Raw genomic sequence first — 13,005 nt, 5'->3', positions numbered from 1 at the left:
CGAGAGTATTATGGAAAAAAAACATCAAGGATTATCAGCAGGTCATCTTACAATGATGACTCTAGGAACTGTTATAGGAGGTTCATTTTTTCTTGGATCTTCTGTAGCCATAAATGCGGCAGGACCTTCTATTATAGTATCTTATATTTTAGGAGGTATATTAGTTTATTATATACTATATGCCTTATCTGAGCTAACTGTAGCAAACCCTCATTCTGGCTCCTTCCGTACTTTTGCAACACAGGTATTTGGACCAGGAACTGGATTTGTTGTAGGCTGGGTGTATTGGACTGGAATGATTCTTTCTATGTCTAGTGAAGCTACTGCTGTATCAATTTTGATACTTAATTGGCTTCCTAAAATACCTGTATCATTGATGGGAAGCATAATAATAATTGCTGTTACTCTGCTTAATCTTTTAGGAGCAGATAAGATAGGTAAGTTAGCAAGCAGTCTTGCTTCAGTGAAATTATTAGCAATAGTTTTTTTTATTATTATATCAGTGCTATTGATTACAGGAATAATTCCAGGAACTTCAGCAATTGGAGTTGGAGAGTTAGCTAGGGAGCCTTTTATGGCAGGAGGATTAAAGGGCATTGCAGGCAGCATGCTTATAGTTATATTTGCCTATGCAGGTTTTGAAATAATTGGATTAGCTGCATCAGAAACAGCCAATCCTAGGGAAACAGTTCCAAAAGCAATTAGAAATACTGTTTTTGGACTTGTAGGGTTATATATACTTTCTGTTATTGTATTACTTCCAATTGTTCCAACAGCTGAACTAAGTGAGAGTATAAGCCCTATGGTAGTTGCTCTTAATAGATGGGGAATGGGATGGGCTAGTGCAGTTATGAATTTAGTTCTTATTACAGCAATACTATCTGCTTCACTGGCATCTATGTTTGGAATTGGAAGGATGATGAGATCACTTGCAGATGAAGGTCAGGCGCCAAGGTGGTTAAAAGATAAAAGAGATGTACCTTTCCGAGGAATGTTGTTTTCTGGACTTTCAATGTTAATAGCATTATGGCTAGGTCTTTTGTTTCCAAGAGTATATTTGTTTTTAATAAGTTCAAGTGGCTTTGCATTTCTTTTTACATATGTAGTAATTTTGGCTATTCATATACGATTTCGCAAAATGAATAGATATTCTAATGATGGAAAGGGGAAGATGTCTGGATTTCCCTATGCATCTTTATTTGCTCTAATAGGCATGATTGTTGTTATTTTAAGTATGCCATTCATTTCAGGTCAAGGAGTAGGACTTATAGCTGGAGTTGTAATGATAGCATTATATTCATTAATTTATCTTGGAATGAAATCTTTTAGTAGCTCCAAAGCTCAAAATTTAGCTGTTAGAAGTTTAAATATTAAGAGGTATAGGGGGAAATTAGCAGTAGAATTTTCAAAAGAGTTAGCAGAGGAGATTATAAAAAAAGATAATGATAAAAGAAATCTTACTAAAAAAGCTAATGAGTAAATGAAGTTTTAATATTTATAATGTTATTGAAAAAATATAATGAGGATTAATGGACATAAGGTTTGTGAAGGTAAAATTAGATTAATAGCATAAATTAGAAAGATGATTACTGAATGTTCAGTAATCATCTTTCTAATTTATATAAAATTTTATTAAAGGGTTACGGATTCTTTATATTAAATTATTTTGCATCCAAAGAAGGTGAAACATGTTTTTTGGATTTAGGAAGCCAGAATTTTTCTATTTCTTCTAAAGATTTATTCTTAGTTTCTGGAACTTTAGTTTTAACTATTATAAAACAAAATACATTTATTCCACAGAACATCCAGAAAGTATAAGCTCCTCCAATACCATTTAGAAGCATTGGTGTAAATTGACCAATAGCCCAGTTAGCACCCCATAAGAAAATTGTTGCTATACCTGTTGCACGTGCTCTTAAATGATTAGGGAATATTTCAGGAATCATAATCCAAGGAATAGGTCCCATTGAAATACAGAAAGAAACAACAAAGCAAACAATAAATAATAAGATTAAATATCCATTAGAAAGATGTATATAGAAAGAAGTTCCGATTAATAGCATGAAAATTGCCATAAGAGCTGAACCTATTTCCATTAACTTTTTACGACCAAGTTTATCTATTAAGAACATGGCTAAAACAGTTGAGAAAATTTCAACTACACCTATAATGCTTGTAGCAAGGAAACTTGAATTACTCTTAAACCCGATCATTTGAAATATTTCAGGACCATAGTAAGTAATTGAGTTCATACCAATAGCTTGATTAAATATAGCTAAGAAAATACCTATATATAGAGCACTACGAAGTCCAGGTTGAAAAAGTTGTTTTAATGATGAATCCTTTTCAGAGTCAATAGATTTTGAAATAGAATCAAGTTCTTCTTTTGCTATTTTAGGACCATTAATTTTAGTTAAAACAGCAGATGCTTTTTCAAGATTACCGGATTTAACTAAGAAACGTGGACTTTCAGGAACAAAGAATAGAGTTAATAAAAATATTACAGCTGGAAGAGTTCCACATGCTAACATATATCTCCAACCTGTAGAAATTCTCCAGGAATCTCCACCCATGTTTACGATTGCAAGATTGACAAAATAAGTTATTGAAATACCGAATATAGTAAATAACTGATACAGAGAAGATAACCTACCACGTATTGATGGAGGAGCACATTCAGTGATGTATGTTACTGATAATGCTGATGCCATTCCAATACCTAGTCCACCTATTATACGAGCAAATATTAAGACGAATACAGTAGTAGAAGCAGCAGAAATTACAGCGGAAATAGCAAATAATGCAGCTGCAATCATTAAGACCTTTCTTCTACCGATAGCATCACCTAAAAAACCAGAAAAACCAACACCGATGACACCACCAACCATAATACTAGAAATTACGAAACCTTCCATAGCAGGGGATAGGTTATATAGTTGTTTTAGAAAACCTATTGCACCGGATATTACTGCAGTGTCGTAACCATATAGTAAACCGCCAAGACCTGCAGCACAAGAAATTAAGATTATAAATAATAAAGAATGCTTATGTGAATTGTTTCCTTCCATTGAAAACTCCTCCTTAAATTTAGTATATTTAAACAATATTAACTTTTTATGAAAGCGATTACTCTTAAATGGTAATATTTATCTGTATAATTGTCAATACAAAAAAATTTTTTATACGTACAAATTGGAATAAAGAAGAAAAGAAAAGTCCCTTGCAGTCTTAGTGCAGAGGACTTAAAAAATTATTTTTTTATTTCACAGGTTGAATTTCTAACAACAAGTTCTGGATCATAAAGAATTGAATCAGTAGGTTCAAATTTATTATTGTTATTAATTAATTTTATAATTAAGTTAGCAGCATCTTTACCCATTTGCTCTTTGGGGTGAGTTATGGAAGTTAGATTAGGATTCATTACTACTGCAAGATGAGAATCATCAAAGCCCACAATTGAAAGATCTTCGGGAACTCTTAAATTAAGTTTTTCAGCAATGGTTAATACCATAAATGCTATTTCATCATTATAGCAAAAGATTCCTGTAGGCTTTTTTACAGATTTTAATGCATATTCTATTTTTGGTGGAAGGGATGTGGTTATTTCTTCAGAAAGATAAGTTAAAATTTGTCCTGGTATAGGTGCAATATTATTTTCTTGGCATTCTGAAATAAATCCGTTCATTCTATTAATCCCTTGAGAATCATCAACTTTAAAAATACCCATCAAATTTGTATGCCCTAAGGATATTAGATGATTTGTTGCAAGTTTTCCACCTTTAAAGTCATCTACTCTAAGGCTTGGCGAATCTAGTCCGGCGTAACAAGCATTTATCATTACAAATGGGATATTTTTGTCAATTATGTTGTTTAGATACCCAATATTTTGACTTTGATATGCACTCTTTGTTGGTTCTAAAATAAGTCCATCTATTTTGTGAGCTAACAAATTTTTTAAATTGCTGTTTTCGAACATAACGTTGTTGTTTGTTGAAGATAATAAAAGTGAATAGGACTCAGAATAAAGAGTATCTTCCATACCTCTAATTATGTCTGGAAAAATATAATTAGATATGTGAGTTGTAAGTACGGCTACATTTTTTGTATCTATGATATTAGTGCTATTTTCTGTCCAATTAGATAAATAAATGCCACTTCCTTGGATTCTATAAACATATTGTAAAGAAACTAGATCACCTATGGCTTTTCTTATAGTATGCCTACTTACCTTGAATATTTCCATTAATTCTGATTCAGTTGGTATTTTTTCGTGAGGTTTGTATCTGCCAGTTTTGGCCCAGTCTATAATACTTTCTTCTACCTCTTCATATTTGTGTTTCATGATCTTCTCCTAAATAAAATATTTTACATAAATTATATCAAAATTGAACTGACTTAACAACATTATGTAGAATATTAGTACGTATAAATTTAAAAATAAATATTGACATTTGTACGTATGAATATTATGCTTTTCTTATGAAAGCGATTAACTTAAGAAAAGGTGGTCGGTAAAAATGTCAAATAAATATACTGTTGGAGTTGATTTTGGATCTTTGTCTGCAAGAGCAGTAGTTGTTAGCTTAGAAGATGGTGAGGTTTTATCATCAGATGTTATGGATTATCCTGATGCAGTTATAGATGAATATTTGCCAGGAACTAATATTAAGCTTGGCAACGACTGGGCACTTCAGAATCCAAATGATTATTACAATTGTTTTATTACAACTGTTAAAAAAGCAGTTCAAGAGGCTTGTAAAACAATATCAAAGGATGACATTATTGGTGTCTCTGTTGATTTCACATCTTGTACCGTTCTTCCTGTTAAGGCAGATGGAACTCCTTTAATGAATATTGATAGATGGCACGATAATCCTCATGCATGGGTAAAACTATGGAAACATCATGCTGCACAAGGACAAGCAGATGAGCTGAATGCCATTGCAAGAAAGAGGAATGAAGCTTGGCTTAAATATTATGGAGGTAAGATTTCATCTGAATGGTTATTTCCAAAACTAATGCAGATAGCTGAAGAAGCACCAGAAGTTTATAAAGAAATGGATAGATTTATAGAAGCTACAGATTGGATTACCTGGCAGTTAACTGGAGTAGAAATGCGTAATAAGACAACTGCTGGTTATAAAGCTATTTGGAATGCAGAAACAGAATTTCCAAGCAAAGAATTTTTTAAAGCTTTAAATCCATTGATGGAAAACGTTATAGAAGAAAAGATAGGAACAACTTTCTATTCCGTTGGAGAGAAGGCTGGAAATCTTTTATCGAAAGTAGCAGAAGCTACAGGGCTAAACACAGGTATACCAGTAGCTATAGGAAATGTAGATGCTCATGTATCAGTTGCTCCAACTGGAGTTATTGAAGCAGGAACAATGCTTAATATTATGGGAACATCAACTTGTGATATTACACTTGGAAATAAAGAGGTTCCAGTACCAGGGATATGTGGTGTAGTAAAAGATGGAGCAGTACCAGGTTATTATGCTTATGAGTCAGGACAAAATGCTGTTGGTGATATATTTGCTTGGTTTGTTAAAAATCAAGTTCCAGAAAGATATTTTAATGAAGCAAATGAAAGAAATATGAATATTCATCAATTACTAGAAGAGAAAGCTAAGAGATTAAATATTGGCGAAAGTGGACTATTAGCCTTAGATTGGTGGAATGGAAATAGATCTATCTTAGTAGATACTGATCTTACAGGACTTATCTTTGGTATGAATCTTGAAACAAAGCCAGAAGAAATTTATAGAGCATTAATAGAAGCTACAGCTTTTGGTAAGAGATTAATTATAGATAATTTTGAAAAAAATGATATAAAAATCGACAAGCTTATTGTTTGTGGAGGATTACCTCATAAAAATCAAATGTTAAATCAAATATATGCAGATATAACAGGAAAAGAAATATTTATAGCTGAACATCTTCAAGCACCTGCAATAGGTGCAGCTATGTTTGCTGCAGTTGCAGCAGGAAAGGAACTTGGAGGATTTGATTCTATAGAAGAGGCATCTAAAAAGATGACAAGACTTAAGGAACAATCTATAAAACCTATCCCTGAAAATATGAAGAGATATGAAGCTATTTATAAAGAATATGTAAAATTACATGATTACTTTGGTCGTGGAGAAAACGATGTAATGAAGCGCCTTAAGAAAATTAAGGAGAATGCTGTAAAGGAAGGGTAAGGTTATGTTAGAAAAGTTAAAGAAAGAGGTATTGGAAGCTAATTTGTTATTACCTAAGTATGGATTAGTGACATTCACATGGGGAAATGTAAGTGGTATAGATAGAGAGAAAGGCTTAGTTGTAATTAAGCCTAGTGGAGTTGAGTACTCAGAAATGAAAGCTAGTGACATGGTTGTAGTGGATTTAGATGGAAAGATTGTAGAGGGAAACTTGAATCCATCCAGTGATACAGCAACACATTTAGTTTTATATAAGGCGTTTCCAAATATAAAGGGAATTGTGCACACACATTCACCTTGGGCAGTTTCATTTGCACAGGCAGGATTAGAAGTTCCAGCATCGGGAACTACACAAGGAGATTATTTCTATGGAGATATACCTGTAACTCGTCAAATGACAGTAGAAGAAATTAAAGGTCAATATGAAAAAGAAACAGGTAATGTTATTGCTGAAACCTTTAGAAGTAAAAATATAAATCCTGATTACATGCCAGGAGTTTTAGTAAATGATCATGGTCCATTTACTTGGGGAACAGATCCTAAAAATGCTGTACACAATTCTGTTGTATTAGAAGAGGTGGCAAAGATGACTTACCATTCTTTGCAGTTAAATCCTGAAAATATTAGGATGAATAAATCATTATTAGATAAGCACTTTTTCCGTAAGCATGGAGAAAATGCATATTATGGTCAAAATATAAGTGAAAAGGGAGAGATAAATTATGTTTAAAAATAGTAAAATGGAATTTTGGTTTGTAGTAGGAAGTCAGCATCTATATGGAGAAGAAGCTTTAGCTGAAGTTAGAAGAGATTCACAAGAAATCGTAGATGAACTAAATAGAAGTGGAAATTTACCTTATGAAATAGTATTTAAATCTTTAGCAACATCAGCTGATGAAATAAAAAAGATAATGAAAGAGGTTAACTATAGAGATGAGGTAGCAGGGGTAATTACATGGATGCATACATTCTCACCAGCTAAGATGTGGATTGCTGGAACTAAACTTCTACAAAAGCCACTACTACATTTAGCAACTCAATTTAACGAAAATATTCCTTGGAAGAAAATAGATATGGACTATATGAACTTGCATCAAAGTGCCCATGGAGATAGAGAATATGGATTTATTAATGCAAGACTTAATAAAAATAATAAAGTTATAGTAGGATACTGGAAAGATAAAAATATCCAAAGGGAAGTATCTGATTGGATGAAGGTGGCAGTAGGGTATATGGCTAGCCAAGATATAAAGGTAGCTCGTTTTGGTGATAATATGCGTAATGTTGCTGTTACAGAGGGGGACAAGATAGAAGCTCAAATTCAATTTGGATGGACAGTTGATTATTTTGCTGTAGGTGATTTGGTAGCTGAAATAAACAAGGTATCAGAAAGTGAAATTGATAAAACTTACAAAGAATTTGAAGAATTATATATTTTAGATCCAGGAGAAAATGATCCAGCATATTATGAAAAGCAAGTTAAAGAACAAATTAGGATGGAAATAGCACTAAGAACTTTCTTAGATAGAGGAAATTACAATGCATTCTGTACAAACTTTGAAGATCTTTATGGAATGAAGCAATTACCTGGACTAGCAGTTCAACGTTTAAATGCAGAAGGTTATGGATTTGCAGGTGAAGGAGATTGGAAGACTGCAGCTTTAGATAGAATGTTAAAAGTTATGACTAATAACACTAGAACTGGATTTATGGAAGATTACACATATGAACTACAAAGTGGAAATGAAAAGGTATTAGGTGCACATATGTTAGAAGTTGACCCAACTTTTGCATCAGATAGACCAAAGGTTGTTGTTAAACCACTTGGAATAGGTGATAAAGAAGATCCAGCTCGTTTAATATTTAATGGATCAACAGGAAAAGGTGTAGCCGTGTCTATGCTAGATCTTGGAAGTAATTATAGATTAATTATAAATGAATTAACTGCTGTAGAACCAGATGAAGATATGCCTAACTTGCCAGTTGCAAAGATGGTATGGAAACCAGAACCTAATTTCCTTGATGGTGTAAGAGCTTGGATTTATGCAGGTGGTGGACATCATACAGTTGTTTCATTAGATTTAACAGTAGAACAAGTATATGACTGGAGCCGTATGGTAGGACTTGAAACTATAGTTATAGATAAGGAAACTAAACTTAGAGATATTATAGAAAAAACAACAAAGTAAGTTAAGAAATTAGGAGGATAAGAAATGAAACTATTTATAGATACAGCTAATGTTGAAGAAATAAAAGAAGCTAATGACATGGGGATAATTTGTGGAGTAACAACAAACCCTTCACTTATAGCAAAAGAAGGTAGGGATTTTAAAGAAGTTATACAAGAGATTACATCTATAGTGGATGGACCTATAAGTGGTGAAGTCATTGCATTAGATGCAGAAGGAATGATTAAGGAAGGTAGAGAAATAGCTAAAATCCATAAGAATATGGTAGTAAAAATACCAATAACAGAAGAGGGATTAAAAGCTGTTAAGGTGTTATCTAAAGAAGGAATAAAAACAAATGTAACACTTATATTTTCAGCAGGGCAAGCTCTTTTAGCAGCAAAAGCAGGTGCTACTTTTGTAAGTCCTTTTCTTGGTAGATTAGATGATATATCATCTAATTCTATGGAGCTAATAAATTCAATTGTCAATATATTTAATATTCATGGAATAAAGACAGAAATAATAGCTGCAAGCATAAGAAGTCCAAAGCATGTAGTTGATGCAGCAGAAGCTGGAGCACATATAGGGACAATTCCATATAAAGTTTTAAAGCAATTAGTTAAACATCCTCTTACTGATGCAGGGATAGAAAGATTTATGAAGGATTGGAAAGATGCATTTAATAGATAGCAAAGGAGATAAAACACCATGAATATAGATAATTTAGCTATAAATACAATAAGAATACTTTCTGCAGAAGCTATAGAAAAGGCGAAGTCTGGGCATCCAGGCTTGCCTTTGGGCTGTGCAAGCATGGCATATACACTTTGGAGTAGATATTTAAAACATAATCCAGAAAATGTTGAGTGGAAGAACAGAGATAGATTTGTACTTTCTGCAGGACATGGTTCAATGCTTTTATATTCACTACTTAATGTCTTTGGATATGATGTAAGTATAGATGATATAAAGAATTTTAGACAATTTGGAAGCAAGACTCCTGGACATCCTGAATATGGACATACTCATGGGATAGAAACAACAACAGGACCACTTGGACAAGGAATTTGTAATGCTGTTGGTATGGCTATAGCGGAAACTTATTTAGCAGAAAAGTTTAATAGAGAAAAATATAAGGTTGTAGATCATTATACTTATGCTGTAGCTGGTGATGGATGTCTAATGGAAGGAATTTCAGGTGAAGCTAGCTCTTTAGCTGGGACACTTGGACTAGGAAAATTAATAGTTTTATATGATTCAAACAACATATCTATAGAAGGAAATACAGATATTGCTTTTAGAGAAAATGTAGCTTTAAGATATAAAGCTTATGGTTGGCAAGTCATAAATGTAGATGATGGTAATAATATAGAAGAAGTAGATGCAGCTATTAAAAAGGCTAAAGAAGAAAAGAATAAGCCTTCTATACTAATAGTAAAAAATATTATAGGATTTGGTTGTCCTAATAAACAAGGAACACCATCAGCTCATGGTGAGGCTTTAGGGGAAGAAAATCTAAGACTTACAAAGGAAAATTTAAATTGGAATTATGAGCCTTTTAGTGTTCCAAATGAAGTAAGAGCTTTTAGAGAAGAATTTAAAGTAAGAGCTAAAAAAGAAGAAGAAAAATGGAATAAGTTATTTAAAGAATATGAAAAAGAATATCCTTCATTAGCTAAAGAGTGGGAGCTTTGGTTTAATGGGGAAGGAGAAGTTAATCTTCTTGAAGCGGAAGAGTTTTGGAAGTTTGATAAACCAATGGCAACAAGACAATCTTCAGGGGTTATAATCAATAGACTTGCTAAAGTAATTCCTAATCTTATGGGAGGTTCTGCAGATTTAGCTCCATCAAATAAAACATATATGAATGATAGAGGAGATTTTTCTGCTGAAAATAGAAAAGGTTCAAATATGCATTTTGGAGTAAGGGAACATGCTATGGCAGCCATTGCTAATGGAATGTATTTACATGGAGGACTTAAAGTATTTGTAGGAACTTTCTTTGTATTTAGTGATTATATGAAGGGGGCAATGAGACTTTCAGCTTTAATGAAACTTCCAATTACTTATGTGTTAACCCATGATAGTATTGGAGTAGGAGAAGATGGACCAACTCATGAACCTATTGAACAGTTAGCAGCACTTAGATCAATTCCTAATATGACTACATTTAGACCGGCGGATTCAAATGAAACTGCTGCAGCTTGGTACAGTGCAATAAATAGTAAAAAAGGTCCAACTGCGTTGGTTCTTACAAGACAAACACTACCTTTATATGATGGTTCAGGTAAAAATGCATTAAAGGGTGGATATATACTTAAGGATTCTAAAAATAAAGAAAATCCAGATGTTATATTAATGGCTTCAGGTTCCGAGGTTGAACTTATTTTAAATGCTGCAAAAGAGTTAGAAAAAGAAAATATAGATGCTAGAGTTGTTAGCATGCCTTCTTTTGAATTATTTGATGATCAAAGCGAAGAATATAAGAGTTCAGTATTGCCTAAAAAGGTTAGAGCAAGAGTTGCTGTGGAAGCTGCATCACCATTTGGATGGCATAAATATGTAGGTATTGATGGTGAAGTAATAGGAATGGAGACATTTGGAGCATCAGGAAAGGCAGAAGTTTTATTTAAAGAGTTTGGCTTTACTATAGAAAATGTAGTACAAAAAGCTAAAAGTGTTTTAGAAAATTTATAATAAGGGAGGGAGAAATGTGATCAAGAAAGAAATTTGTGGACAATTTCAAGAAAAGCCTGTATATAAGTATACTATAAATAATAAAAATGGCATGAAGTTTTCATGTATCTCTCATGGAGCTACTTTAACAGAAATTTATGCTTTAGATAAAAATAATAATCCAGTAAATGTACTGCTAGGATTTAATAATTTAGATTATTATTTAAAAGATACAAAAATATTTTCAGCTGCATCTATAGGACGTGTTGCTGGACGTATAGAAAAAGGTGAATTTGAGATTAAGGGAAAAAGGTACAAGGTAGAATCTAATGAAGGTGAAAATCTTCTTCATGGAGGTACTCATGGATTTAATTCGTTTAATTGGGAAAGTAGAATTTCCGAAAGTAATAATAGTGTAACTTTCTATAATATTATCAAAGAAGAAGAGGATGGATTTCCAGGTAATATAGAAGTTAAAATCACTTACTCTTTAAATGATAATAATGATTTGAATATTGACTTTGATGCATCTTCAGATAAGGATACATTATTTAATCCAACTGTGCATTCATATTTTAATTTAAGTGGCAATTTTGAAAATTTACTAAGAAATCATACCTTACAAATTAATTCAGATTACGTTGAAGAACTTAGATCTGATAATATACCTACAGGAAAGCTTAAAGAGGTTAAGGAAACACCTTTTGATTTTAGAGAACCCAAAGATTTAATGAAGGTAGTAGAAAGTTTTAAGAAGGAATTAAAATTAGATGGAATTGATCATCCATTTAAAGTTAATAGTAAAAATATTGCTACTTTAATTAGTAAGGATACAGGTATAAGATTAGATATTGAATCAGAACGTAATGCATTAATAGTTTATACTTTAAATGCTTGTTATGATAATTTTAAAATGAATGGGAAGAGTATAGCTAAGCATATGGCAGTAGCTTTAGAACCTCAAACTTTACCAGATGCAATTAATCATAAAGGTTTTGGACACATTGTGCTAAATGCAGATGAAAAGAAACATTATAATATAAAATATCATTTTAGTTTAGCTTAAGTGTAGTATGAATAAATGCACCAATCATTGTGAGATTGGTGCATTTATAATTGACGATTCCATAAAATATAGATAGTTATAAATATTAATAGCTCTTATTTTTCTCTAATAGAATTTTAGATGGTGGGAATCCTTTTGTTTTTTTAAATAGTTTGCTAAAGTAGTAAACGTCTTCAAAACCGCATTTATATGCAGCCTCTTGAACAGAGAATTCACCACTCAACAAAATATTTTCAGCGTTATTAATTTTCATTCGATTAATATATTCTTTAACAGATAATCCCATGTATCTCTTGAAAAGAGTGCCAAAATAGGCAGTGGTTAAACCAGTAGTAGATGCTAATTCTTTTACTTCTATTTGATTTTGCAGATTTCTTAAAATATAGTTAACAGCCTTTTGAATACGTTTGTCTACATCAATGATATTATCTTTATAATATAAATGTTTAAAATAATAATGAAGTATCATAAGAAGCAAAGCACGAGTTTTCAATTCATAACCTTGATTTTTCTTTAACCATTCAAATGTCAAATTATTATATAAGGAAAGCAATTCTTCTGGCTTACCAATATGTGATACTAGTGGAAATGGTAAGGTTACAGTATCACCTTTTAGATTATAGAGGTGGAAATTTAGAGCATAGCTTGACATTAAGTTTTCAGAATCAGTAAATGCACTTCTACGGCTACCTTTGGGAATACATATAAGATCGCCTTCATTTAATTCATATGTTACATCATTAATAGTGTAGAAAACTTTCCCTTTAGAAATATATGTTAAATCAATAAAATCTGTTATAGCATCTTCAATAATCCAACTAGGTGTGGAATGTCTATTAATAAAATATTCAATTTGAGGATTAATATCAGCATAATTCATATAAAAATA

The 13,005-nt window shown here is 32.1% G+C and carries 10 protein-coding genes; 7 read left to right on the top strand and 3 right to left on the bottom strand.

Translation table 11 applies throughout. The features are described from left to right. Positions 1–10: 10 nt before the first annotated feature. Complete coding sequence (locus H9661_RS09685; protein WP_191768510.1) at positions 11–1,480, top strand: amino acid permease; 1,470 nt, start codon at positions 11–13, stop codon at positions 1,478–1,480. 181 nt (positions 1,481–1,661) lie between these two features. Here the strand turns inward: H9661_RS09685 and H9661_RS09680 are convergent, their stop codons facing one another. Continuing rightward, a complete protein-coding gene (locus H9661_RS09680) occupies positions 1,662–3,068 on the bottom strand; it encodes a sugar porter family MFS transporter (RefSeq protein ID WP_143316216.1) in 1,407 nt (468 codons plus the stop codon). A 182-nt stretch (positions 3,069–3,250) separates the two neighbouring features. Next, positions 3,251–4,342: a GntR family transcriptional regulator gene (locus H9661_RS09675; protein WP_191768508.1), complete on the bottom strand. Its 1,092-nt coding sequence runs from the start codon at positions 4,340–4,342 to the stop codon at positions 3,251–3,253. Between the two features lie 175 nt (positions 4,343–4,517). Here H9661_RS09675 and H9661_RS09670 point away from each other — a divergent pair, with 175 nt between their 5' ends. From H9661_RS09670 to H9661_RS09645, 6 genes are read left to right on the top strand one after another with little or no spacing between them, the layout of a single operon-like run. Beyond that, positions 4,518–6,203 carry a ribulokinase gene (locus tag H9661_RS09670; RefSeq protein WP_191768506.1) on the top strand — a complete coding sequence of 562 codons (1,686 nt, stop codon included), beginning with the start codon at positions 4,518–4,520 and terminating at the stop codon, positions 6,201–6,203. Between the two features lie 4 nt (positions 6,204–6,207). Beyond that, positions 6,208–6,933, top strand: a complete 726-nt coding sequence (araD, locus tag H9661_RS09665) for an L-ribulose-5-phosphate 4-epimerase (RefSeq protein WP_143316219.1) — start codon at positions 6,208–6,210, stop codon at positions 6,931–6,933. Continuing rightward, positions 6,926–8,392, top strand: a complete 1,467-nt coding sequence (gene araA, locus H9661_RS09660) for an L-arabinose isomerase (RefSeq protein WP_191768503.1) — start codon at positions 6,926–6,928, stop codon at positions 8,390–8,392. The genes araD and araA overlap by 8 nt, the downstream gene beginning before the upstream one ends. Positions 8,393–8,416: 24 nt before the next feature. Further along, the gene (gene fsa, locus H9661_RS09655) at positions 8,417–9,064 is read left to right on the top strand and encodes a fructose-6-phosphate aldolase (protein ID WP_191768501.1); all 648 of its coding nucleotides are present in this window, start codon (positions 8,417–8,419) and stop codon (positions 9,062–9,064) included. Positions 9,065–9,082: 18 nt separating this feature from the next. Then, positions 9,083–11,071 carry a transketolase gene (gene tkt / locus H9661_RS09650; protein WP_191768499.1) on the top strand — a complete coding sequence of 663 codons (1,989 nt, stop codon included), beginning with the start codon at positions 9,083–9,085 and terminating at the stop codon, positions 11,069–11,071. A gap of 16 nt (positions 11,072–11,087) precedes the next feature. Beyond that, positions 11,088–12,116 (top strand): aldose epimerase family protein, encoded by a 1,029-nt coding sequence (locus H9661_RS09645; RefSeq protein WP_191768497.1) that lies wholly within the window; start codon positions 11,088–11,090, stop codon positions 12,114–12,116. 85 nt (positions 12,117–12,201) lie between these two features. Here H9661_RS09645 and H9661_RS09640 read toward each other — a convergent pair whose 3' ends face one another. Continuing rightward, on the bottom strand, positions 12,202–12,996 hold the full coding sequence (locus tag H9661_RS09640; protein ID WP_185966770.1) for an AraC family transcriptional regulator: 795 nt from the start codon (positions 12,994–12,996) through the stop codon (positions 12,202–12,204). Positions 12,997–13,005: the final 9 nt, after the last annotated feature.

This window comes from Clostridium cibarium (genome assembly GCF_014836335.1).
In the GTDB taxonomy this organism is placed as follows: Bacteria; Bacillota; Clostridia; order Clostridiales; family Clostridiaceae; genus Clostridium; species Clostridium cibarium.
This window is presented reverse-complemented; position numbering and strand designations above follow the sequence as displayed.

Bases quoted from the DNA above. Each gene is read 5' to 3' on its own strand.
- H9661_RS09685 (WP_191768510.1), top strand. From the start codon at position 11: ATGGAAAAAAAACATCAAGGATTATCAGCAGGTCATCTTACAATGATG.
- H9661_RS09680 (WP_143316216.1), bottom strand. From the start codon at position 3,068: ATGGAAGGAAACAATTCACATAAGCATTCTTTATTATTTATAATCTTA.
- H9661_RS09675 (WP_191768508.1), bottom strand. From the start codon at position 4,342: ATGAAACACAAATATGAAGAGGTAGAAGAAAGTATTATAGACTGGGCC.
- H9661_RS09670 (WP_191768506.1), top strand. From the start codon at position 4,518: ATGTCAAATAAATATACTGTTGGAGTTGATTTTGGATCTTTGTCTGCA.
- araD (WP_143316219.1), top strand. From the start codon at position 6,208: ATGTTAGAAAAGTTAAAGAAAGAGGTATTGGAAGCTAATTTGTTATTA.
- araA (WP_191768503.1), top strand. From the start codon at position 6,926: ATGTTTAAAAATAGTAAAATGGAATTTTGGTTTGTAGTAGGAAGTCAG.
- fsa (WP_191768501.1), top strand. From the start codon at position 8,417: ATGAAACTATTTATAGATACAGCTAATGTTGAAGAAATAAAAGAAGCT.
- tkt (WP_191768499.1), top strand. From the start codon at position 9,083: ATGAATATAGATAATTTAGCTATAAATACAATAAGAATACTTTCTGCA.
- H9661_RS09640 (WP_185966770.1), bottom strand. From the start codon at position 12,996: ATGAATTATGCTGATATTAATCCTCAAATTGAATATTTTATTAATAGA.